This window comes from Sphingomonas sp. TF3 (genome assembly GCF_003985085.1).
Taxonomy (GTDB): domain Bacteria; phylum Pseudomonadota; class Alphaproteobacteria; order Sphingomonadales; family Sphingomonadaceae; genus Sphingomonas.
Genome location: NZ_RWKS01000022.1, coordinates 28894 through 50609, shown reverse-complemented (window position 1 = coordinate 50609; position 21716 = coordinate 28894). Strand labels below are relative to the sequence as shown.

At 63.8% G+C, this 21716-nt stretch carries 21 protein-coding genes and 2 pseudogenes; 7 read left to right on the top strand and 16 right to left on the bottom strand.

What is annotated here, in order from left to right; translation table 11 throughout:
- Nucleotides 1-57: 57 nt before the first annotated feature.
- Both EJC47_RS17015 and EJC47_RS17010 read right to left on the bottom strand, forming a co-directional pair.
- Nucleotides 58-1578 (bottom strand): aldehyde dehydrogenase family protein, encoded by a 1521-nt coding sequence (locus tag EJC47_RS17015; protein WP_126849028.1) that lies wholly within the window; start codon nt 1576-1578, stop codon nt 58-60.
- Between the two features lie 225 nt (nt 1579-1803).
- Nucleotides 1804-2856: a pepsin/retropepsin-like aspartic protease family protein gene (locus EJC47_RS17010; protein WP_126849027.1), complete on the bottom strand. Its 1053-nt coding sequence runs from the start codon at nt 2854-2856 to the stop codon at nt 1804-1806.
- A gap of 386 nt (nt 2857-3242) precedes the next feature.
- Here EJC47_RS17010 and EJC47_RS17005 point away from each other — a divergent pair, with 386 nt between their 5' ends.
- From EJC47_RS17005 to EJC47_RS16975, 7 genes and pseudogenes are all read left to right on the top strand, one after another.
- Entirely contained in the window at nt 3243-3605 is a 363-nt protein-coding gene (locus EJC47_RS17005) for a hypothetical protein (protein ID WP_126849026.1), read from the top strand.
- A 222-nt stretch (nt 3606-3827) separates the two neighbouring features.
- Entirely contained in the window at nt 3828-5555 is a 1728-nt protein-coding gene (locus EJC47_RS17000; protein ID WP_126849025.1) for a copper resistance system multicopper oxidase, read from the top strand.
- The gene (locus tag EJC47_RS16995; RefSeq protein WP_126849024.1) at nt 5552-6490 is read left to right on the top strand and encodes a copper resistance protein B; all 939 of its coding nucleotides are present in this window, start codon (nt 5552-5554) and stop codon (nt 6488-6490) included. Before EJC47_RS17000 ends, EJC47_RS16995 begins: the two co-directional genes overlap by 4 nt.
- A 48-nt stretch (nt 6491-6538) precedes the next feature.
- Nucleotides 6539-6979, top strand: coding sequence for a four-helix bundle copper-binding protein (locus EJC47_RS16990; protein WP_010405599.1), 441 nt, complete (start codon nt 6539-6541; stop codon nt 6977-6979).
- Between the two features lie 312 nt (nt 6980-7291).
- Nucleotides 7292-7786 (top strand): hypothetical protein, encoded by a 495-nt coding sequence (locus tag EJC47_RS16985; protein WP_126849023.1) that lies wholly within the window; start codon nt 7292-7294, stop codon nt 7784-7786.
- Nucleotides 7787-7821: 35 nt separating this feature from the next.
- Nucleotides 7822-8259: a YeeE/YedE family protein gene (locus EJC47_RS16980; protein WP_126849022.1), complete on the top strand. Its 438-nt coding sequence runs from the start codon at nt 7822-7824 to the stop codon at nt 8257-8259.
- Nucleotides 8253-8680: pseudogene (locus EJC47_RS16975) on the top strand (DUF6691 family protein). The gene EJC47_RS16980 and the pseudogene EJC47_RS16975 overlap by 7 nt, the downstream one beginning before the upstream one ends.
- Nucleotides 8681-8732: 52 nt before the next feature.
- Here the strand turns inward: EJC47_RS16975 and EJC47_RS16970 are convergent.
- The 14 genes and pseudogenes from EJC47_RS16970 to EJC47_RS16900 all read right to left on the bottom strand — a co-directional run bounded on the left by EJC47_RS16970 (nt 8733) and on the right by EJC47_RS16900 (nt 21692).
- Nucleotides 8733-9908: an MFS transporter gene (locus EJC47_RS16970; RefSeq protein WP_126849021.1), complete on the bottom strand. Its 1176-nt coding sequence runs from the start codon at nt 9906-9908 to the stop codon at nt 8733-8735.
- Nucleotides 9909-10109: 201 nt separating this feature from the next.
- Nucleotides 10110-10529, bottom strand: coding sequence for a response regulator transcription factor (locus tag EJC47_RS16965; protein ID WP_010405593.1), 420 nt, complete (start codon nt 10527-10529; stop codon nt 10110-10112).
- A gap of 94 nt (nt 10530-10623) precedes the next feature.
- Entirely contained in the window at nt 10624-11250 is a 627-nt protein-coding gene (locus EJC47_RS16960) for a response regulator transcription factor (protein ID WP_066112638.1), read from the bottom strand.
- Nucleotides 11240-12772, bottom strand: a complete 1533-nt coding sequence (locus EJC47_RS16955) for a PAS domain-containing sensor histidine kinase (protein ID WP_126849035.1) — start codon at nt 12770-12772, stop codon at nt 11240-11242. Before EJC47_RS16955 ends, EJC47_RS16960 begins: the two co-directional genes overlap by 11 nt.
- A gap of 444 nt (nt 12773-13216) precedes the next feature.
- Complete coding sequence (locus EJC47_RS16950; RefSeq protein ID WP_010405588.1) at nt 13217-14701, bottom strand: multicopper oxidase family protein; 1485 nt, start codon at nt 14699-14701, stop codon at nt 13217-13219.
- 726 nt (nt 14702-15427) lie between these two features.
- Nucleotides 15428-15715 (bottom strand): annotated as a pseudogene (locus tag EJC47_RS16940) (HAD family hydrolase); the annotation flags it as partial.
- Complete coding sequence (locus tag EJC47_RS16935) at nt 15712-18237, bottom strand: heavy metal translocating P-type ATPase (protein ID WP_010405585.1); 2526 nt, start codon at nt 18235-18237, stop codon at nt 15712-15714. The pseudogene EJC47_RS16940 and the gene EJC47_RS16935, both read right to left, overlap by 4 nt.
- Nucleotides 18237-18842 carry a cation diffusion facilitator family transporter gene (locus EJC47_RS16930; protein WP_010405584.1) on the bottom strand — a complete coding sequence of 202 codons (606 nt, stop codon included), beginning with the start codon at nt 18840-18842 and terminating at the stop codon, nt 18237-18239. Before EJC47_RS16930 ends, EJC47_RS16935 begins: the two co-directional genes overlap by 1 nt.
- Nucleotides 18839-19522 carry a ZIP family metal transporter gene (locus EJC47_RS16925; protein ID WP_010405583.1) on the bottom strand — a complete coding sequence of 228 codons (684 nt, stop codon included), beginning with the start codon at nt 19520-19522 and terminating at the stop codon, nt 18839-18841. Before EJC47_RS16925 ends, EJC47_RS16930 begins: the two co-directional genes overlap by 4 nt.
- 31 nt (nt 19523-19553) lie before the next feature.
- On the bottom strand, nt 19554-19727 hold the full coding sequence (locus EJC47_RS21440) for a hypothetical protein (protein ID WP_245535560.1): 174 nt from the start codon (nt 19725-19727) through the stop codon (nt 19554-19556).
- A 227-nt stretch (nt 19728-19954) separates the two neighbouring features.
- Nucleotides 19955-20410: a hypothetical protein gene (locus EJC47_RS16915; protein ID WP_010405581.1), complete on the bottom strand. Its 456-nt coding sequence runs from the start codon at nt 20408-20410 to the stop codon at nt 19955-19957.
- 26 nt (nt 20411-20436) lie between these two features.
- A complete protein-coding gene (locus tag EJC47_RS16910; RefSeq protein WP_010405579.1) occupies nt 20437-20892 on the bottom strand; it encodes an MgtC/SapB family protein in 456 nt (151 codons plus the stop codon).
- Nucleotides 20892-21332 (bottom strand): hypothetical protein, encoded by a 441-nt coding sequence (locus EJC47_RS16905; protein WP_010405576.1) that lies wholly within the window; start codon nt 21330-21332, stop codon nt 20892-20894. Before EJC47_RS16905 ends, EJC47_RS16910 begins: the two co-directional genes overlap by 1 nt.
- A 117-nt stretch (nt 21333-21449) precedes the next feature.
- Entirely contained in the window at nt 21450-21692 is a 243-nt protein-coding gene (locus EJC47_RS16900) for a zf-TFIIB domain-containing protein (protein ID WP_010405574.1), read from the bottom strand.
- Nucleotides 21693-21716 lie beyond the last annotated feature (24 nt).

The window sequence follows — 21716 nt, the reverse complement described above, 5'->3', positions numbered from 1 at the left end:
AGTGGAGTTCCTTGCGGTGACGGCCGCGCGGGTTAGCCGCAGCCGGAGTGAGCCGGGTCAAAAAAGGCCGAGGGACGTCTCGTCGTAGCTGACCAACAGATTCTTGGTCTGCTGATAGTGGTCGAGCATCATCTTGTGGTTTTCGCGCCCGAATCCGGAGGCCTTGTAACCTCCGAATGCCGCGTGCGCCGGGTAGGCATGGTAGCAGTTGGTCCACACCCGGCCCGCCTCGATCGCGCGGCCCAGCCGATAGGCATCATTGCCGCTGCGGGTCCACACGCCGGCGCCCAATCCATAGATGGTGTCGTTGGCGATCGAGATCGCGTCCTCGATCGTCTTGAACGGCGACACCGACAGGACCGGCCCAAAAATCTCCTCCTGGAAAATCCGCATCTTGTTGTTGCCGACAAACACGGTGGGCTCGATAAAGAAGCCGTCGTCGAACTCGCCTCCCGGACGGGCGCGCTGTCCCCCCGTCAGGCACTCGGCGCCTTCCTGCTTGCCGATGTCGATATAGCCCAGGATCTTGTGAAGCTGATCCTCTGACGCCTGCGCTCCCATCTGCGTGAGGGGATCGAGCGGGTCGCCGACCCGGATCGCCGCGACGCGCGCGACCGCCCTTTCGACAAACCGATCGAAGATCGATTCATGGACGAGCGCCCGCGAGGGGCAGGTACAGACCTCACCCTTGTTGAACGCAAACAGGGCGAAGCCTTCCAGCGCCTTGTCGAGGAACGCGTCGTCCTCGTTCATGACGTCTGCCAGGAAAATGTTCGGAGACTTTCCGCCCAGTTCCATCGTCTGCGGGATCAGATGCTCGGCGGCATATCCCATGATCTGCCGGCCGGTCGTCGTTTCGCCGGTGAAGGACACTTTCGCAATCCGCGGATTGGCTGCGATCGCGCGTCCGACCGACGCACCGGGTCCAGTCACGATATTGACCACCCCGGGCGGCAGGATATCGGCGGTCAGCTCGGCAAACAGCAGCAACGAAAGCGGCGTTTGCGAGGCCGGCTTGATGACGGTGCAGTTACCGGCCGCCAGTGCCGGGGCGATCTTCCATGCCGCCATCAGCAGCGGGAAATTCCACGGGATGATCTGCCCGACGACGCCCAGCGGTTCCCTGAAATGATAGGCGATCGTCTTGTCGTCGATCGTCGAGATCGCCCCTTCTTCTGCGCGGACACAGCCGGCAAAATAGCGGAAGTGGTCGATGGCCAGCGGCACATCGGCGCCGCGCGTTTCGCGGATCGGCTTGCCGTTGTCCATGGTCTCGGCAAGCGCGAGCAGCTCGAGATTCTCCTCGAGCCGGTCGGCCACGCGATTGAGGATCTTTGCGCGCTCGGCAGGGGCCATGCGCGCCCAGCCCTCCTTAGCCCGGTGAGCAGCGTCCAGCGCTGCCTCCACATCCTCTGGCGAAGACTTGGCGATCTCGGCCAGCTGCCGGCCGTTGATCGGACTATGGTCCGTAAAATATTCCCCGCGAATGGGTTCCACCCATCGGCCGCCAATGAAGTTGCCGTAGCGTGACGGTGCGTGACCCTTCGCCCGGACGGTGTCGATCGCTTGCTGGAACATGAAACGTCTCCGCTACACATGGCCGGGCCCCCAGGTGTGCGGCACCGCGAACCCGATATTCTCCCTCGCAGGAGGGCTGAGTTGGGGTGTGCGAGCTGACGACTTTGCGAAATATTGGGATTGTTACGTAGCTGCTGGGCGACCAATCCGAGGGCGGGATGATGCGCCGCGGATCGGACGCTAGAAGCAGTGTATCGGGGCCGAACGCCGACACCGGCGTCAACGTCAGTAATAATCGGCGAGCGTCAGCCGCCGCACGATACCGGATCCGTCGACGAGCCTGACGTGCGTGCCGGCAGGGAGGAAGCGCCAGCGCCAAAGCTCCCCGCGCGTGTAGCTGGGATCGATTGGCTGCCCGTTGATACGGACGATCTGATCGCCGATCGACCAGCCGCTCATCTCGGCCGGACTATGGGCCGCGACATGGGCGACGGTCAGGGCCGAAGGCGAAACCGCCAAGCCGAAGCCTGAACGGTCTTTCAGCATCGGGAGCCTGCGCTTTGGCGGGGTCGGGCGCAGCCAGAGACTTCCTGCGGTCAAATCCATGATCACGTCAAATTGCGCGATGAGCGGCAATCCGATGCTGCCCACCGCGCTATCGGATTGCCAATGATCCAGTGCCGCCACCGGCACCGCGGCACTGTGGGCTCCGCCGATATCGATATCGTCCAGGACAAAAGTGGTCACGATCTGAACCCCATCCAGGCTTCCCAGCGCCGCGGTCGACCGGGCTTTGCCGGCGAGGAGATCCTGCGCAGCCACAAAGGCGGTGGACAGCATAAGCGCATTTGCGCTCCCGAGATCGAAGATGAGCTGCACTGGGCTTCCGCCCCCGATAGAAGCGGCGACCAGGAGCTCGCGACGTGTCCCATGCGTCAGAATGAGGCGACGCCACCCGCTCCCACCGGCAAAACTCCCCGTCGGCGCGAAGCCAATCCGATCCAGCGTGAAGTCGAGGGCGATACAGCGCCCGGTGAGGATGTCCTCACCCAGGACCAGATCGATCGGGCGGCCGAATGCCGACGATATTGCCGCAAGGTCGCTCACGATGGCGAACGGCAAGCGCCTTCGATCGTCGGCGACGGTGAGGGTAACGTCGCTGATCTCGGTGACCTCGACGCGGCCGCCGGTGCCGCGAATGATACGTCTCCCGGATGGGGCGATACCCAGCCTCTTCACCAGGCGCGTATTAATGATCGAAGCGGCGCTTCCGCTGTCCAGAATGGCGCGGACAGGACTACCGGCCACGTCTGCGGAGATCATCAGCGTATCGCCCATCGCTATCTCCGCTGCCGTCCACGCAAAGGAACCCCACCCTTGGCCTGCGCGGGTGAGAGCCGCCAGAGGGCCGGCAACGGACGAGGCACCCACAAGCGACGCAGCCGACAGGCCGCGGGCGAGAAGCGTTCGACGATCCATCGCGTCGTAATCGTCTCCGTCGTTTTCCAATCAGCCCTGCCTGCTTCTGGGAGACAGCCCGTACGACGATCAAAGCCGCACCGGGGGTCTCATCGCCCGGTATGATAGTTCGCATGCCGCGCCCGACGGCGGGCATCCGTAACAAAACGTATATTCCCCGAGCGGCACGAACGGCACTTCTGCCGACATCTTCAAACGGATCGAAATCTTGCGGTCCCCTTTCCAATTCTTCGAGGAGCTTAGTCATGCATAATTTTTTTCGTAGCAAAACTGGCCTGATCGTCCCCGCCATCGCTGCGCTTATCGCGCTCTCGGCGACGCAGGCCTGGGCGGACGAGGCCCCGCCCGTACCGGCGAAACTCGTCAAGCACCAAAACCACCAGGCGCATCAGGCCCATCAGGGAGGGATGAAGCATGGCGCGAGGCAGATGCATGACGAGATGATGCATGACCATCAGATGGGCATGAACGCGTCGGGCGGCATGCAGATGGGATGTGGCGGTACGGCCGGGTGTAAGGACAAAATGCCGATGGCGCCCAAGGCAAAGCCAGACCAGGCACCGCCCGCCGCCAACATGCCCTCCGCGCCCATGGGCGACGACATGTAGGAAACGCGGAAGCGAAGGGCCGACAGCGTTGGCGAGACAGATGCGAGGGTCCGCCGGATACGGATGCCCCATTGGATCCTGACCCTGCGTGCCTTTCGCTTCTTCGGCCAGGTTTCATACGCCTGGCCCCGCCTACCGGGTCCGCCGTTGCTGCGAACATACACCCGCGTGGCAATCGGCACCGCGGCGTCACTTTAGGGCTGCTTCCGAAAGATCGAATTGATGCGGACTCCACTTCCCCCATTCGCCGAGACGACCACCGGTCGCAGAGGCTTCGTGCAAGGTCTCTTGCTCGCGACAGCTCTTGCCACGCTGGGTTGGCCCGCCCATGCGTTCGCAGTGCCGGCGGTGACGACGCCGACCGTACTGAGCGGCACTGAGGTCGATCTCGAAATCGGCCGGGTCACGGTCAATTATTCCGGAAAAGCCAGTGTCGCCACCGCCGTCAACGGGAGCGTGCCGGGGCCGCTGATCAGGCTGCGCGAAGGCGACGCTGTAACGATCAGGGTCAAGAACAACCTGGACGAAATGACCAGCATCCATTGGCACGGCCTGATCCTGCCGACGGACATGGATGGGGTGCCAGGGATCAGCTTTGGCGGAATAGCGCCGGGCGAAACCTTTACCTACCGCTTCGTCGTGAAGCAGAGCGGCACCTTCTGGTATCATGCCCATACATTGGCGGAGCAGACGGGCCTCTACGGCCCGATGATCATCGAACCGAAGAGCGAACCGCCTCTCGCGACCGACCGCGACTATACGATCATGCTCAGCGACTGGACGGACGAGGCTCCGCTTCAGGTCTATCTGAACCTGAAGAAGATGAGCGGCTATTATAATTTCGCGCAGCCGACCGTCGGCGATTTTGCGAGCGATGCCGGCAAGCTCGGGCTGAGCGGCGCTCTGTCGAAGCGGGCGATGTGGAACAAGGCGCGCATGAATCCGACCGATCTGAGCGACGTATCGGCCGCTACCTACACCTATCTCCTGAACGGCGCCCCCTCCGCCAGGCGCTGGACGGGAATTGCGAGGAAGGGCGAAAGGGTTCGCCTGCGCTTCATCGGTGCCGGAACCGCGACCTATTTCGACGTTCGGGTTCCCGGCCTGATGCTGACGGTCGTCGCCGCCGACGGGCAACCGGTCGAGCCGGTCGACGTAGACGAATTCCGGATCGGACCCGGTGAAACCTACGACGTCATCGCGACCATCGCGGACGACAGGGCCTATGCGATCTTCGCCCAGTCCATGGACCGCACCGGCTTTGTCCACGGCGTGCTCGCGCCGCGTGACGACATGAGCGCGGACATTCCCCCGGTCGACCCCGGCTCCTGGCTCGATCCGATCGACATGATGGGTGGAATGGCTGGGATGGCCGGGATGGCCGGGATGGGACCAGCTGGGCAGGACCATGGCATGGTCGAGACGGCACCAAAAGCCCGCCATGCGCGTACCGAATATGGGGCCAATACAGATATGCGCGTCGATTTTCCGCGCACCAATCTCGATGATCCCGGCGTCGGGTTGCGGCGCAATGGGCGCCGGACCCTGACCTATGCGGATCTGAAGACAGCAGGGCCGGCAGCAGACCCCCGCGAACCGCAGCGCGAGATCGAACTCCATCTGACCGGCAACATGGAACGCTTCGTGTGGGCGTTCGACGGCGTGAAGCTCAATGACTCGAAACCCCTTCATTTCACGCCGAACGAACGGCTCAGGATCATTCTCGTCAACGACACGATGATGACCCACCCGATGCACCTGCACGGGATGTGGAGCGATCTTGAATCGCCCGACGGACGGTTCCAGGTCCGCAAGCACACCATTTCGGTGCAACCAGCCCAACGCGTGGCCTTTCGCGTGACGGCCGATGCGATGGGCCGGTGGGCCTTTCACTGTCACCTCCTCTACCACATGGCGGCGGGCATGTTCCGCGAGGTGGTCGTGGCATGACATCCTCGCGTTCAACATGGTTGCTGGCCCTCACCGGGCTCGCGATGACCGCCATCGCCGAACCGGCGCTCAGCCAGCAGGTGAAGCCCGGGGTTAACGCCGAGGCGGCCGGCTCGAATGATCAGGCCATGCCGCCGGATATGCAGATGGGCGACCAGCAAAAGGATGGCAGCAGCGCGCCCCCGATGAACATGCCTGGCATGGACATGAGTGGCGGAAAGCCCGGCGCCGATGCGCGCGACCCGGACGCCTATTCCAACGGCTATAAGAATTCGACGCTGCCCGGCTACGAGATGGCCGACAGAATTTCAGTGTCCAAGGTGCTGGTGGATGAGCTCGAGTTCCTCACGAACAAGCAAGGCCAGGGCATCAGCTGGTCGGGTCAGATCACCAACGGCCCGGACAACGACAAGCTCTTGCTGCGGAGCCAGGGCCTGAAGCAATCCGGTGAGCGGCTTGATCCGGAATCCTCGGTCGAGGCGTTCTGGTGGCACGGACAGCGCCCGTTTTGGGGAACGATCCTTGGCGTGCGTCAGGACATCGGCCCGGGAGCCCATCGCTGGATCGCCGGGGGGATCGAGGGTCTGGCCCCCTATTGGTTCGATGTCCAGCTGACCGGCTACGTTGGAGACGATGGCCGTCTCGCGGCACGTCTGAAGGCATCCTATGACGTGCTGCTCACCAACCGCCTCATCCTCGTACCGCAGCTGGAATCGAACGCCTACAGCAAGGCGGCTCCCGAGCGCGGGCTCGGCGGAGGCCTGAGCAACCTCGAGCTCGGCTTGCGGATGCGCTACGAGATTCACCGAAAAGTCGCTCCCTATGTCGGCTTTGTATGGGAGCGCTCCTTTGGTGAGACGGCGGATTTTCGTCGCCTTGCTGGTGAAAATCCCACCGAACACCGGTTTGTGGCTGGCTTACGGATCTGGTGGTGAGACGCGCGCTGAACCGCAGCGGCTAAACTTTTTGGAAAGGACCTAGTTATGCTTGATCGTCGCGCCGTCATCGGCTCCGGACTCTCCCTGGCGGTCGGCGGAATCGTCGCTTCAAACGCGGCGATGGCGGCTCCCAAACGCAGCGGGGCGATGATGACGCTCGACGAGTGCGTCGATAGCTGTGTCGCATCGCACCGCATGTGCCTGGAAACTGCGCGATACTGCACCGAGCAGGGCAGTTCGGCTCATATCGAGGCGTCGCACATCGCTTTGCTTCTCGACTGTGCGGAGCTCTGCCAGACGACGGCCAATTCCATGCTTCGGCGGTCGCCGCAGCATGCCCTGCTGTGCGACGCCTGTGCCCGGATGTGCGAAGCCTGCGCGCGCGATTGCGCGAAGATCGCCGGCGACGCTCGCATGCAGACTTGTGCCCAGACCTGCCGGGACTGCGCGGCCAGCTGCAAGGAAATGGCCAGTATGGGAATGTGATCTGGCCGGTCACCGCTTGCCTCCGGATCCGCACCCGACGTTCATTCCGCAAGCCACGCGACGGGCCAATCAGCCGCGGGCACGATCGTGCCAGATTTCCGCTGCGGACCGCATGTTTGCCGCCCCCAGGCCACCCGTCTGAGCCAGCAACAACTTCCCGGCGCTTTGCGTCCTGGCGCAACAGCATCTGGCATATCCGTCCCGCACTCATAGGGCGCCGCATCCGAGCCGGGACAAGCACGAGAAGCATTCGTATATTTCCGTAGAGACCCGGCGCGACCCAATTGCGACTTTCAATGCATGGAGGCGGTCATGAACGAGTGCGATATTCCTTACTTGCTACGGCGCGTGCGCGCCCACCGGTCACAGGCAGCGGCGGCGAATTGCCCCGAGGCGCGCTTGATCCACCGACGCTTCGTCGAGAATTATCAGCATTTGCTGGTGGGAATACGGCAGGACCAACTTCGTGAGCGAGGCGACCGGGGAAGCCCGCCTTGTGCTGAACGCGCCTGCCTTTGCGAAGGGCAAGACCGGGAAATGGCCCAGAGCCGTCGCGCAACATCCGCAACCGCCGCAGCAGGCGAACGTGGAGAAAACGGGGCGGTCCCAGCCATTCGGTACAAGCCGGCCAGCGTACTGGTCGATCACGACCTGACCGCCCTTGGCCGACAGAGCGTTCCTGAAGCCCCTCAGCTTTTCAACGCGAACGTAACTGGCGCGACGGCCAGTGCTGCGACGGCGGCACGCCAACGCATCAACCCTGCCGACCGCCAGGCTCAAGCGATGGCGATGGACGCCACAGCCTGAATGGCGCCATTGAGGTTGCCGCTGGATATGCTCTGATGGACTGGACCAACGCCACGCCGCTCGCTGCCTTGACGGGCGGAATATTGATCGGATTGGCGTGCGCGATCATGTTGCTCGGCCTCGGCCGGATAGCGGGCGTGAGCGGCCTCGCCGCGCGTGCCTTCGCCCTCTCACAGACTGGCCCGCCGTGGAGAATTGCTGCGGCTTTCATTGTCGGCCTGCCGGTCGGAGCGGGGATCGCGAACCTGATCTCAGGTCCGGTAATTGCCCGTTTTCCATCCTCGCCGGCGGTGGTCCTGATCGGCGGGCTGCTGGTCGGCTTCGGTACCCGGATGGGCAGCGGCTGTACCAGCGGCCACGGCGTGTGTGGCCTCTCCCGCCTGTCACCGCGATCGATCGTAGCAACTTTGAGCTTCATGAGCTTTGGCTTCGCGACCGTCGCGGTGATGCGCGTGCTAGGCGTTTCATGGTGAGGGTCCGCATCCCTATCGCACTCATTGCCGGGCTCCTGTTTGGCGCAGGACTCGCCTGTTCCGGCATGTCAGATCCGACCCGCGTGCGTGCCTTCCTCATCCGTCCGGAGGCCGCTGGGACCCTACGCTTGCTTTCGTGATGGGAGGCGCCATCGCCCCGATGACCTTGGCCTGGGTGATCCGGCGGCGGATGGAGACGCCCCTTGCCGACAGCCGCTTCTCGCTGCGGGATACCCGCGAGATCACCGCGCGCCTGATCGGCGGTAGCGCAATCTTCGGGATCGGCTGGGGAATTGCCGGCCTCTGCCCCGGTCCTGCGATTGCGGACCTTGCCATCCGCCCGACGCTTGCCGCGCCCTTCGTGATCGCGATGCTGGCAGGGTTCGCGGTGCACCGCTTCATCGATCGCCCGAAAATCTGAATCGGAGCCGGCCCTTTGATGTACTTTGACGACGGAGCGAACGAGAAGCGCCTCAATCTTTCAACCGTAACGTCATCGCCGTGACCGCCAACGCGGCGGCAGCAGCAAGCCACAGCATCAAATGCTCCGACGCGCTTGCCCATCCAGTGGCGATCGACGCCGCAGCCTGGCTGGCGCTCACCGCCGCGTACTGGAGCGCAAGGCCCGAACCCTGCGTACCAGGGGACACTTTCGACGTAAGATAATTGGTGAGCAGCTTCAGCGTCGCTGTGCTCCAGCCGGCGAGCAGAAATACAGGCACGAGCACCCACAGGGTCCGGGCGAAGACGGCAATGATCAATGCGGCGGCCAGCCCGGCGAGCATTGGCCGCAACAGCCAGACCGCGCCGACCGTGACTCTGCGCCCTGTGAACGGAACGAGCTGCGCCACCAGCATCGCTGCACCGCACAGAGCGAACAGCATCGAGACATTCTCGCGGGGGAGGTTCCGCGCGCCCGATCCAAGCGACAACGTCAGATGCAGAACGGTGAGGCACCCGGACGCAGTGGCCGAGATCAGGAGCAGCGGGACAAGCGCCTCACGCGCTTTTCGGCGTGGAACGCTGCCGACCGGACCAGCGGCACTTTCCCGTGAAACCAGAAGAAGACCGGGCATGGCGATCGCGCTCAATGCCGCTGGCGCCAGGAATGGCGACGTTGCTCCGAGCGCCACCGAAATTTCTCCAAGGAGCGGGCCGGTCAGGTCGCCTGCGAAGACCAGGGCATTCAGCCAGGTGAACTGGCGCGCTCGCCGAACCAGATCTGGTGAACGATCGGCGACCATCGCAAACGCCGTCGGCACGACGGCCGCCGCAAACACGCCATTGAGCAACCGCAAAACATAGAGTCGCTCGAATCCGGCCGCAGAATACAACACCATTGTCAGGCTGAAGCCCAACAGCCCCACGACCAGGATCGGCCACCGTTTCCACCGGTCGGAGACCCAGCCCCATAACGGCGCCGACAGACACCCTGCGATCTGGGAAACCGTGACCAGGGCGACGACAAGATGCCCTCTCGCGAGGCCACTCGCGCCCGGAGACATTTGACCCACCATTTCTGGCAGGAATGGCAGGACAACGCTATTGCCCAGAGCAACCGCCGTGGCCGCGAAGAGAAGAACGACGAAGCCAAGTTCGCCCCGATCGCGCGCCGCTTCGATGACCGTGGCGGGCGAGCTCGCCTCCATATGCTACGACCCGGCCATCAGTACCCGGATCGCACTGGCCCCGCCCTTGCAGTCACCAGAGCCGGGCGCGGCCGCGAATAAGATAGCGCGCATATCCACCATCAGAAGGCGGCGGAGAAAATTCCATGTGGGACCAGCGCCGGCCCCGGGAAGGCGTGAGGATGTCACAGAGGATCCGGTCACGGCACGATATTCCATTGCCTAGCAGTGATCGCTGCCAGCTCTCCGCCCGGCGGAGATTACTTCGCCGATGGTCTGTACCAGCACACCATCGCGCAGCGGTTTCTCGAGCACAGCGGCAAAGCCCGCTTCGCGCGCGCTTTCGGCGAGCGTGTCGGCGTAATGCGCCGTGATCAGAATCGCCGGCCCGCACCAGCCCGCGGACCGAAGCTGCCTCAGGATCGAAATCCCATCGATGTCCGGCATAAGATAGTCGACCACGAGGCAATCGCCGGATTGCATCTGAGGATCGAGCAGCAAGGCGGTGCCACTGGCATAGGCCAGGACGCCAAAGCCGCGCGATCGCAACAAGAGATGAAGGGACCTGCGTACCGAGGCATCGTCGTCCGACAACAGGATCAGGGCCGCTTTCTCGCTCGCTTGGTGATCGATAACGCCCATGACCGACGATGCTGCCTCTTAGCCGATCCACCCTCGGATCCTCGGCATGCATCGCAAATGAACAGGAGGCCGTCGCTACGTAGTGATCCCAAGCTCAGGGTTCCGGCAAATCGCCCAATCCGGCGGCAAATGCTATCCTGAGCGCATCCGACAGGCTGTGCACTTCGAGCTTGGTCATGAGGTTTGCGCGGTGCACTTCCACCGTTCGAGTCGATATGTCGAGGTCATAGGCGATCGTCTTGTTGGGAAACCCGTTGGCCAGGCCGATGAGAACCTCTCGTTCGCGAGGCGTGAGCACCGCGACCCGCACCCTCGCCTCGGCTTCGCGAAGCGACCGCGCGTCGGACTTATCGAGCCTCGAGAAAGCCACGCCGATCGAGGCCAGGAGCGCGCTCTTCTCGAACGGCTTCTCCAGGAAATCGACCGCCCCTGCCTTCATGACGCGCACCGCGATCCCGACATCGCCGTGCCCGGTCAAGACGATCACCGGCATGGTGATGCCACGTTCGGCAAGCACCTCCTGGACCTCGAGCCCGTCCATGCCGGGCATCCGAACGTCAAGCAGAATGCATCCCGGCTCAGCGGTCTTGACGGCTTTCAGAAACGCAATGCCGGAGGCGTAGGTCTGCACGGCAAATCCCGACGTCTTCAGCATGAAACCGGCCGACTTGCGGATGGAATCTTCGTCATCGACCAAATGGACGGTTCGTTTAGGCGTCATGCTCATCCTCCGGGCGGGCCTGCATCAGGGTGAAATGAAAAGCAGCACCTCTGTTTGGGGCACCCTCGGTCCAGATCCGGCCGCCATGGGCTTCGATGATCGTTCGACAGATCGAAAGGCCAAGGCCCATGCCGTCGGTCTTGCTGCTTACAAAGGCTTCGAAAAGTTGGGGCGCGACCTGCTCGGATATGCCGGGGCCCGTGTCCGCCACCGACACCTGAACCATCCCCTTCGGCCGCCGCCGTGTCGTGATCGTCAGGTCGCGAATGGCGACCTGCGCCATCGCCTCGACCGCATTGCGGATCAGATTCACGAGAACTTGCTGGACCTGTATGCGATCGGCGAGCACCGGCGAGGCCGCCGGATCAAAATCGAAAAAGCTGCGAACGCCTCGTTCACGGGCACCGACAAGGCCGAGAGCAGAGGCTTCCTCAATCAGCCGCGGCAAATCCTCGATCCGCTTCTCGGTCTCCCCTCGCGCCACGAAATCACGAAGTCTTCGGACGATATGCCCCGCGCGGTGGGATTCCTTAGCTGCCTCGTCGAGCGCGTCGCGCACGATCGCGACGGTCTCGGCATCGGGATCGACAAGCAGGTCGCGCGTCGTTTCCAGATAATTGGCGATCGCGGTAAGCGGCTGGTTCAACTCATGGGCCAGCGTCGACGCCATCGTGCCCATCGCGCTGAGGCGCGAGACGTGGATCAATTCGGCCTGCAGTTCCTTGAGCTGCAGTTCGTTGCGGTCGCTTTCTGTCAGGTCGCGAATGAAGCCCGTGAAGACACGATACCCACGGTGACCGGCCTCTCCGATCGAGAGTTCCATCGGAAAGGTGGTACCGTCGCTCCGCTGGCCAACGACGATCCTGCCAATACCGATGATCCGCCGTTCGCCGGTGGACAGATATCGGCCGATATAGGAATCGTGCCGTTCCCGGTCGGGTGACGGCATCAGGCTGCTCACATTGGCGCCGAGTACGTCCGCTTCCGAATATCCGAACAAGCGCTCGGCCGCGGCACTGAACGAGGTTATCAGCCCGCGCTCATCGATAATGACCATGGCATCGGGCACGGTGTCCAGGATCGACTGGAGATGCTGCTCGCGCGCAACGATCGCTTCCTTGGTCGCGGCTTCATCGGTGGTGTCGCGCAGGATCTTGCCATAGCCGCTCAGCTGGCCGGTTTCATCCCGGAGCGCCGTCGTCGTCAGATGTGCGAGAAACTCTGACCCGTTTTTCCGGACGCGCCACGACTCCTGCTCGACCCTGCCAAGCTGCTCGACCTGCGCGAGGTGCCTGTCCGCAACGCCCGCCGCGACATCTTCCGCGCAATACAGGAACGAATGGTGTTTCCCGATCGCGTCGGAGCTGGCCCATCCCGTAATGTCTTCACAGCCCTTGTTCCAGACTGTTACGAGGCCCCCAAGGTCAAGCGCATAAACGGCGTAATTTGGTGCGCTCTCCACAACCTGGAGGATCGTGCCCGAAGCAGCATCATGCCGATTTGCCTTGTCGCCCTCAATCATGCCCCCGTCCATCTCCTCGTCATCCACAGTCAAACAAGGTTGGAATGGATTTGCGGACAGGCGCCGACAGGCGTCGGAGGCAGGGTTTCTGCCATCGTTCCCGCCATGCACCCGGCGAGCGAAAATCGGCGTTGGCTTTCGAAACGAGACATCAAGCGTGGCTCCCCATAACCCTATACGCAGGAGCAGCGGTTACCCCTCACGCTCCGTTTCCAGTCCTTCGATGGACCGGACATCGTCCGGATGGCCGTTGTGGACCTTGGACCATAGTCCAGGGTCAAGCGGTATCGACGAGCCGGGCGCGTTCATGATGACACGCGGATAGCGTTGAATGCGGGTGGGAGGGCCGGTCGCTGTCGATCGAGGGGCAAGAAAACGTGGCGTTGGCTGCCGCGATGAGCTGCACCCGCTGTTCGCTGGTCTTCTGCGAGTTTCCGGACGGGATCAGGCGACCGTGAATTGCCCCATCATGCCTTCATCCTCATGTTCCAGGATATGGCAATGATACATAAAAGGTGCTTTCGTCGCCGGCTGGTCGAACCGGACCAACAGTTCCACCGCCTCCTTCACGACGATCGTATCGCGAGGCCCCTGATCGAGAACGTCCGGGTCGTCGCCATCGCGGCGTAGCACATCGAAATGCACGCCATGGATATGGAAGGGATGTGGCATCTTCCGCCCGGAGACTTTCCATATCTCGACGTCCCCGAGGCGGACTTCCTCATCGATGCGGCCAATGTCGAACGACCTGTCGTTGATCGTGAGGGCGTCGCCATCGCTGCCCATCATCCCCTCCCCTTCCGTCGACATATTGAGCACGAAGCGCCGGCGCGTTACGGCCGCATCGGGATCTGGCACGGTGCGTGCTGCCAGGAGCGTTGGGACAGGGGCTGCGGCCCGCCCGCCCAAGCCTGGGCGCGGCGAGAAGGCCAGCACCGTCTCCGTCGTTGAAGCGTCGTCTTCATCGTCGTGATGGCCGCCCATCATGCCCATGCCTCCCATCATTCCCATCATCGACGCGTTCGCATCTTGGCCGGTGACCAGGGAGACCGGCTGGCCGTCGGCGAAGCTGACCAGTATCTCTGCACGCTGACCCGGCGCCAGGGTGATGGCCTGCAGTTCAACGGACCTCGCCAGGAGACCGCCCTCGGTGCCGATCCAATGAAACGTCCGATCATCGCTGAACGAAAGCTCATAGATGCGGGCGTTCGAACCGTTCACGAGCCGCAGCCGCACCAGACCGTTCGGAACGTCGGCGCGAGGCGTGGGTGCGCCGTTGACCAGGATGGTGTTGCCGCGGCGGCCCTGCGACGCAATCATCATGCCGGTCGGCATGACCAGACGGCCGTCCTCGAATTGCCGATCCTGGATCAGTACCGGGAGATCATCCACGCCATAGTCCGATGGCAGGCCAAGCCCCTGCTCTTCCTCGTCCGTCACGACCAGCATGCCCGCCAGCCCGGAATAGACTTGCTCGCCCGTCAAACCATGCGCGTGCGAATGATAGAAGAGGGTCGCCGCCGGCTGGCGGATCGGTAGCGTAGGACGCCAGGTCGCACCGGATGCGATCAGCTGGTGCGGGCTGCCATCCAGTTCTCCCGGCACCAGCAGCCCGTGCCAGTGAACCGTCGTATCGGCCGACAGGCTATTGCGGACGGCCATCGTCACATCGTCGCCGCGATGAACCCGCAGCGTCGGGCCGAGATAGCTGCCATTATATCCGAGCGTGGTGCTTCGCCGGCCCGGGAAGAACGCGGTCTCGCCCTTTTGTGCCTGCAGGCTGATCAGCTGGCCCTGTTGGCGCGCATCGATCAGGCGCGGGATCGGAAGCGTCCCGGCACGCTCGGGCGACGCGAATTTTCGGGTACACGCCGCCGCCAGGAGCAGGCCCCCGCCCGCCAGCAATGTCCGCCGGTCCAATAACGTCATGGCCGCCTCTTGGTTAGCGCGTAGCGCCGGTTTGCAAAATGAGCATTCAGCGCGCCACCAGCTTATCGATCATCGGACAGGCTCGCCGGCCGTTGCCCCGGCATTGTCCGGCGACATCGAGCAGCGCCACGCGCATCGCCTCGATGCTGCCGGCGCAACCATGAATGGGGAAGACCGCTCGCAACATGCGTATTGATACGGATGGCAGTGCCGCAAACGTATGCAAGGCAGTCACGTCGCCACCGGCGTCATCTCAGCCACCCTTACTCCGATACCGTCCGGGTTCGGCCGCGTGCGCGTGCTCCGGCCGCCAGCTCAACCACCTCGGCGGTGATTTCCTCCTGACGCGTCAGTCGTTCCTCACGTTCAAGTGCCTGGAGTCCACCCCGATCATTGTATCCTTTGACACGGTTGCCGTCCTTTCCGCTCAGTGGTCCTAACTCCACTATCCTGGCACATCTCGATGCCGTCTGGGGAGGGCGGCAACCACCCCATCTCGTTTGACCGCTGACCACCCATCACTCGCCGCCTTTCGTGAGGGTCCGCGAGCTGTCCTAATCTGCCGCCCTCAACAAGACCGGGTTCCGGCGGCGCTTACGACCGGATCGCGTAGGATGCGAAGTCGGATAACCGCAGAGGGCGTATCAGAGCCCCGCCATTGGTATGCGGATTGGGACTCATCTGTCTGTCGCCAGCCATCGCAACGGCTGCAATTTCAGGCCGAAGCCGACTGCGATCGTCGAACAGCTCGGCATAAATCGCACGCCATGCACCGTTGACACAGCGGTAGAGCTTCGTACCAGTGGTCGGCATCAGCCACAGCCGCTCGCGCACGGCGCCGATCGGCAAGCGCGAGGCGACTTGCCGATCGAATTGGGGTCAGTCGCCGCCCGAGATCACCGCAACATCGACCACGGCCAGCAGACGCGCGAACGTCGCCCCCATTTCAGCCGATAAAGGGCGCTTGCTCTCCGCAAGCGTCCCGTCGAGGTCGAACACGATCAGCCATTTCATGCTGCGTTGAGCGCCGGATCGCGGTAGGCGAGCAGCCGCAGAGCGTTGAACACGACCAGCAGCGTCGAGCCTTCATGCATCGCGACCGCCGGGCCGATGCCCAGGCCGAGGATTGTCGCCGGCACGAGGAACGCGACGACGCCGAGGCTGACGAACACATTCTGCCGGATGATGCCGCGGGTGTGGCGGCTCAGCCCCACCGCGAAGGGCAGATGCGCGAGATCGTCAGCCATCAGCGCGACGTCGGCTGTTTCCAGCGCCACGTCCGAGCCCGCAGCGCCCATTGCGATGCCGACGGTCGCCGACGCCATCGCCGGCGCGTCGTTGACGCCATCGCCAACCATCGCAACTTTGTCCTCGCCAGCGAGCTTCTTGATCGAGGCAACCTTGTCCTCCGGCATCAGGTCGCCCCATGCCTCGTCGAGCCCGACATCCTTGGCGATGGCGTCCGCCACCTTCTGATGATCGCCCGAGATCATGATCATCCGGGTGATGCCCATCTCGCGCAGCCGCTTGAGCGCGACCTTGGCCGCTTCGCGCGGCGTATCCATCAGCCCGATCGCGCCGATGTCCTTGTCGCCTTTGCGCACCACCATCGTCGTGCGCCCGCCCTCGCGCAGGGTGGCGATGGCGTCGGTCGCGGCCGCGTTCAGCGTGGGGATACCCTCCTTGCCGAACATCTCGGCCTTGCCGATCCATACCGTCTCGCCGTCGACGGTCGCGGTGACGCCGCGTCCGGTCAGGCTCTTGAGGTCGGTCGCGGTCGGCAGCTCGCGCCCGCCCAACCGCTCGCGTCCATCCTTCACAATCGCCTGTGCCAGCGGGTGATCGCTCAACCCCTCAACCGCGATGGCGAGCGCCAACAGATCCTCTTCGCTCGCGCCGTCGACGGGGACGACATCGGTGATGCGCGGCCGGCCTTCCGTCAGTGTCCCCGTCTTGTCGAAGGCGATCGCCTTTAGCGAGCCGAGGTTTTCGAGCGGTGCGCCGCCCTTTACCAGCACGCCGCCACGGGCGGCCCGCGCGACGCCGGACAGCACCGCGCTGGGTGTAGCGATCGCTAGCGCGCAGGGGCTGGCCGCGACCAGCACCGCCATCGCGCGATAGAAGCTGTCGCGGAACGGCTCGTCGACCACGACCCACGCGAACAGCAGGATGAACGAGAGCGCCAGGACCGCCGGCACGAAGACGCGCTCGAACCGATCGGTGAAGCGCTGCGTTGGGGACTTCTGCGTCTCCGCTTCGCTCACCATCTTCACGACCTTGGCGAGCGCGCTTTCGTTGGAACGCCGCGTCACTTCGATCTCGATCGCCGCACCGCCATTGATCGTGCCGGCGAACACCCGCGACGTCGCCTCGACCGCATCGGGCTTCGCGCGCGCCGCCTCGACATCGGCGACCGGCTCCTTGTCGACCGGAATGCTCTCGCCGGTGACGGGGGCCTGGTTGATCGCGCTCGACCCCTTGATGACGAAGCCGTCGGCGGGCAGGCGTTCGTTGGGGCGCACGACCACGATGTCGCCGACCACCAGCTCCTCGACCGGGATCTCCGTCGTCTGCCCGTCACGGCGCACCGTCGCCTTGTCGGGCGCGAGTTCGGCCAGCGCCTCGATCGCGCGCTTGGCGCGACCCATCGCATAATGCTCGAGCGCATGGCCGAGGCTGAACAGGAACAGCAGCAGCGCGCCTTCCGCCCAGGCGCCGAGCGCCGCGGCGCCGGCGGCCGCGACGAGCATCAGCGTATCGATCTCGAATTTCTTGAGCTTCAGATTGTCGATCGCCTCGCGCAGCGTGAAGAAGCCGCCGAACACATAGGCGCCGACATAGAAAGCGGTCGGCAGCCAGTCGGGCGCGCCCGCGACCAGCTTCTCGATCGCGAAGCCGATCGCCAGCAGCGCGCCGCATGCCAGCGCGAAGATCAGCTCGGTATTAGGGCCGAGGAAATTGGCGTGGGCATGGTCGTGGCGATCCCCCGGCCCATGCTTATCCGCGCCTTCGCCGTGATCGTGCCCGGCATGGTCGCCGGAGTTGTGATCGTGTCCGGCATGATCACCGGCCTGATCGGAGCCAGTCCGCTTGCCGGGTTTGACCTTGAGCCTGCCCAGTGCCGCGAGGATCGCCGCTTCGTCGACGCGTTCTTTGTCATATTCGACACGGACGCTGCCCGAGGCGCTGGCATCGGCCTGCAATACGCCGGGCACCTGGGACAGGGTTTCCCCGACGGTACGGGCGCGGCGTTCGTGGCCGATCCCTTCGACCTGCCATGTCACATGACCGTATCGCCCGCTGATCTCGGCGCCTGCCGCCCGCACCATGTCGCGCACGCGTGACAGCGGCAGCGCTTCGCCGTCGAAATGGATGCAGAGCTTTGCCGCCGTATCGCCGTCGGCGGGCAGGACATGCGCGCGCTCGACGCCGCGCTTGGCGCTCAACGTCGAGACGAGGCGCCCGACACAGGCATCGGCCGCGTCGGGAACCTCGGGCAGAAGGACGGGAATATCGAGTTCGAGCTTTTCGGTCATCACGCCGTCTCCGCGTTGGTCTTGGTTTCTGCGCGCGCATCACGCAGGATTTCGATGCCGCCCTTGATCGCGATAAGGGCGGTAGCCAGGCCGACCAGTAGATCGGGCCAATTCGTTCCCAGCCAGAGCACCAACGCCCCAGCAATCAGGATGCCGCCGTTAGAGATGAAGTCGTTGAAGCTGAACGTGGTCGCGGCGCGTAGATTAACATCGGGCTGCTTGAGCCGTTGCAGCAGTCGCAGACAGATATAGTTCACGACGCCGGCAATCGCCGACATCACCATCATTGTCGGCCCGATCGGGTCGCTGCCCTGGATATAGCGGCGGCCGACGTCAATCAGGATGCCGCCGGCGAAGATCAGCAGCATGACGCCGGACACTGTTGCAGCCCGCGTCTTCCAAGCGCGTCCCTGACTCAGGGCAATCAGGCTGAGGGCATAGACCGCGGTGTCGGAGAGGTTGTCGACGCCATTGGCGATAAGCGCGCTGGAATCGCCGATCAGGCCGGTCACGAAGAAGCCCGCGGCGATCACTACGTTGAGCAGCAGCACGATCCAGAGCGTGCGGCGCTCGACTGAAACCTGCCCATCCGGGGAAGCCGTCATACCATGATTTCCTCGATCAGCAGGAGGACGAGGAAGCCGACGAAGAACATCGCGCTAATAAGCGGCGAGTCCGGCTTCTCGTGCGCTTCGACCAGCAGCTCTTCGGTGACGAGATAGAGTAGCGCCATAAGACCGAAGCTCAGGAAGCCGGTGATCCATATCGGCGTCAGCAACGCCACCGGCTGTGCGATCAGCGCGCCGATCGGCACCAGCACCGCCAGCGCGCAGGTCAGGCCGATCGCTTTCATCTTGCGATACCGGCCTGCCAGATCGTTGGTGAGGGTCAGGGCCAGGAACAGCACTTCGAGGGTCAGCGCGACGGCCAGCAAAGAACCCGCCTTCTCGCCGGCGATAAAGGCGAGGCCGAGAACAAGGCCGTCTATCGCCAGATCAAGACCGATCGCGGCGAGCAGCGCGACCGGCCCCCTGAACCGGCTTTCCGCCGCCTTCAGGCCGAGCATCACAGCGACGCCCAGCGCTCCGCCGATCAACGTTGCGGTCGGAGAACTGCCGTGCATCACCAGCGGCAGGATCTCCGTCGCAGCGGCGGCGAACACCACGCCGGCCGCGAGGTGCTGCATGGCCGCGACCAGCTTCTCGCCGGGCGTGCGCCATCCGGCGACTAGCGCGCCGATCATGATCGCGATCATGGGGATCAAGGAGAATTTGAGCGCTGCCATCGTCAGCGCCCCTCTGGGCCGGGTGAATTGGTCACAAGCTCGTTGCCTTCCTGCACAGGACCGGATGCTTGTCCGCTTCCTCGATTTTGATTTCGCTGCCCGAGAAGGTCGCGCTCATCGTGTCGCCGACATATTGGAGGCCGGGTGCCGGCGCGGTCAGGACGATCGGCGCCGCGTTCGCATCGCGGCGCAGCTCGAGCGCCAAGCCCTCATCCTTGAAGTCGACGAGGAGCGGGCGATTGTCCTCGCACCGATAGGGGTGACGACCGCGGGTTCCGCTCGCATCCCCGCTGTCGCCGGCGTGGATTTCCTGTTCGGTCGGCGGCCCTTTGCGAGGCTGTTCGGAACAACCCGATAACGTCAGCACAACGCATATGCCGGCGATTCCAATCCGAAATCGCGTCATGTGTGTCGCCGGGCACATCCTGATACTCATAAAAGCCATTGAGCAGCTCCGATGACGCCGGCGATCGTGACGATGACGCCAACCAGGATCAGCTTTTCACGGCGCGGATCGGCGACGTTTCGTATTCGCGCCGCGACCTGCCAGGCAGGGCGCACCGGGACGCGCCAAGACCCGGACGCGATCCGGTCCAGCTCGGTATCCGAAAGGCGGAAAAACGATTTCACGTCAGTCCGAGAGCGTCCCGTGAGACCCGTCACGCGAAAAACCGGGTCGGCCCAAGCCAGTTCGATGGCGCTTGGATTCGCGGCCATCGGTGAGATGTCGTCGCCCGCTGCCCATGACGGACGCAGCAGCGCGATAAGCCGGTGCGGATCGCGTTCGAGCAGAGAAGCCCAGCGCACCAAGCGTGAACGACGGTCGCCGCTCGGGAGCGCGGACACCGGCTCGGATTGCCCACCACTCTTCGGCACTCGCCATTTCATGCGCGTGTCTGCGGGACGATTGTGCCTCATTGCCGGTCAACCGGCTCGACGTGATCTTGGGAGGCACGCTTCAGCGGATGAGAAAAGCGCAACGTCAGGAAGGTCGTCAAGCTGAGAACCGCCGCGATGTCGTAGAGACCATAGCCGACTGCGGCCCCCAGCGCTCCGGTCGCCCATAGGCTTGCAGCGGTAGCGGTCCCGGAAGCCTTTCCGCCATGCTTCAAAATGGCGCCACCGCCGATGAACCCGACGCCTGTGATCAATCCTTCGAGCAGACGTGCTTGGGCAGGAGACGTGCGACCGAGAATGGCGATAGCGACAAGCACGAACCCGCAACTGGCGATGGCGACCAACGGAAAGGTTCGGATGCCAGCGCTGCGTTCGTCCTTCTCCCGGTCCCAGCCAACCGGAAGCGCTAGCGCATACGCCAGCGCGAGGCTGACGATATGGGAAAGGGCTTCCCACAATGACGGCAGCAGCATCATGCGGCCGAGCCCGCGGCTTTTCCGCTTGCTGCCTTGTCCGCTGAATCTCGATAGGCGGGCGCCCTCTTGCAGGTCATGGCGCGCGCGCCGGGGCGCTCGAGCGTGATCAGGTCGCCGCCTGAGATCGACACGTTAAGATTTGGGCCGACGTAGGTCAGCCCGCTTGCCGGCGAAGTCACTCGCATCGGGGCTGCGTTCGGATTTGTCTTTATAGCGAGGGTCAGGCCATCGCCGAGAAAATCGACATCGAGGCGTGAACCATCAGGACATGCGTAGAAATGCTCGCCAATGAAGTCGGGCATCTGACGATCACGGGATGCTTTGGCCTCGCTGTCGCTCGCAGATGGCGAGCAGCCGAGCAGGCCCGGCGCCAGGGCAAGCCCGGTTGCGATGATGATCCATCGAACCGGACCGCTGCTAGGTCGCCGAGCCGTCATCTCCCTGTCTTCCCACGATCTATCGCCATGGGCGCTACAGGGGGCACGCCCATGGCGCGGGCCGTTCTCACACGGACACCCGAAGGACTCGTTGTGCGGCGGCCGATCCACAGCAGTTCAGTCGAACAATTCGCTCAGGAAGCCCTTGCGGCGACCCTTATGGCCCCGCTCGTCGCCGTGCTTCCCGCCATGATCGCCATGGCCACGATCGTCGAACATCCCGGCGCGACCGCCGCTCGCCGGCGGCGCGATGTCGCCGCCGGCGCTGCGCTCGATGATCTTGTCGAGTTCGCCGCGATCGAGCCAGACCCCGCGACATTGCGGGCAATAGTCAATCTCGATGCCTTGGCGCTCGCTCATGACGAGATCAACCTTGCAAGTCGG

What these genes read in the sequence shown, in the direction of transcription:
- EJC47_RS17015 (WP_126849028.1), bottom strand. Translation starts at nt 1,578, where the DNA reads ATGTTCCAGCAAGCGATCGACACCGTCCGGGCGAAGGGTCACGCACCG.
- EJC47_RS17010 (WP_126849027.1), bottom strand. Translation starts at nt 2,856, where the DNA reads ATGGGCGATACGCTGATGATCTCCGCAGACGTGGCCGGTAGTCCTGTC.
- EJC47_RS17005 (WP_126849026.1), top strand. Translation starts at nt 3,243, where the DNA reads ATGCATAATTTTTTTCGTAGCAAAACTGGCCTGATCGTCCCCGCCATC.
- EJC47_RS17000 (WP_126849025.1), top strand. Translation starts at nt 3,828, where the DNA reads ATGCGGACTCCACTTCCCCCATTCGCCGAGACGACCACCGGTCGCAGA.
- EJC47_RS16995 (WP_126849024.1), top strand. Translation starts at nt 5,552, where the DNA reads ATGACATCCTCGCGTTCAACATGGTTGCTGGCCCTCACCGGGCTCGCG.
- EJC47_RS16990 (WP_010405599.1), top strand. Translation starts at nt 6,539, where the DNA reads ATGCTTGATCGTCGCGCCGTCATCGGCTCCGGACTCTCCCTGGCGGTC.
- EJC47_RS16985 (WP_126849023.1), top strand. Translation starts at nt 7,292, where the DNA reads ATGAACGAGTGCGATATTCCTTACTTGCTACGGCGCGTGCGCGCCCAC.
- EJC47_RS16980 (WP_126849022.1), top strand. Translation starts at nt 7,822, where the DNA reads ATGGACTGGACCAACGCCACGCCGCTCGCTGCCTTGACGGGCGGAATA.
- EJC47_RS16970 (WP_126849021.1), bottom strand. Translation starts at nt 9,908, where the DNA reads ATGGAGGCGAGCTCGCCCGCCACGGTCATCGAAGCGGCGCGCGATCGG.
- EJC47_RS16965 (WP_010405593.1), bottom strand. Translation starts at nt 10,529, where the DNA reads ATGGGCGTTATCGATCACCAAGCGAGCGAGAAAGCGGCCCTGATCCTG.
- EJC47_RS16960 (WP_066112638.1), bottom strand. Translation starts at nt 11,250, where the DNA reads ATGACGCCTAAACGAACCGTCCATTTGGTCGATGACGAAGATTCCATC.
- EJC47_RS16955 (WP_126849035.1), bottom strand. Translation starts at nt 12,772, where the DNA reads ATGATTGAGGGCGACAAGGCAAATCGGCATGATGCTGCTTCGGGCACG.
- EJC47_RS16950 (WP_010405588.1), bottom strand. Translation starts at nt 14,701, where the DNA reads ATGACGTTATTGGACCGGCGGACATTGCTGGCGGGCGGGGGCCTGCTC.
- EJC47_RS16935 (WP_010405585.1), bottom strand. Translation starts at nt 18,237, where the DNA reads ATGACCGAAAAGCTCGAACTCGATATTCCCGTCCTTCTGCCCGAGGTT.
- EJC47_RS16930 (WP_010405584.1), bottom strand. Translation starts at nt 18,842, where the DNA reads ATGACGGCTTCCCCGGATGGGCAGGTTTCAGTCGAGCGCCGCACGCTC.
- EJC47_RS16925 (WP_010405583.1), bottom strand. Translation starts at nt 19,522, where the DNA reads ATGGCAGCGCTCAAATTCTCCTTGATCCCCATGATCGCGATCATGATC.
- EJC47_RS16915 (WP_010405581.1), bottom strand. Translation starts at nt 20,410, where the DNA reads ATGAAATGGCGAGTGCCGAAGAGTGGTGGGCAATCCGAGCCGGTGTCC.
- EJC47_RS16910 (WP_010405579.1), bottom strand. Translation starts at nt 20,892, where the DNA reads ATGCTGCTGCCGTCATTGTGGGAAGCCCTTTCCCATATCGTCAGCCTC.
- EJC47_RS16905 (WP_010405576.1), bottom strand. Translation starts at nt 21,332, where the DNA reads ATGACGGCTCGGCGACCTAGCAGCGGTCCGGTTCGATGGATCATCATC.
- EJC47_RS16900 (WP_010405574.1), bottom strand. Translation starts at nt 21,692, where the DNA reads ATGAGCGAGCGCCAAGGCATCGAGATTGACTATTGCCCGCAATGTCGC.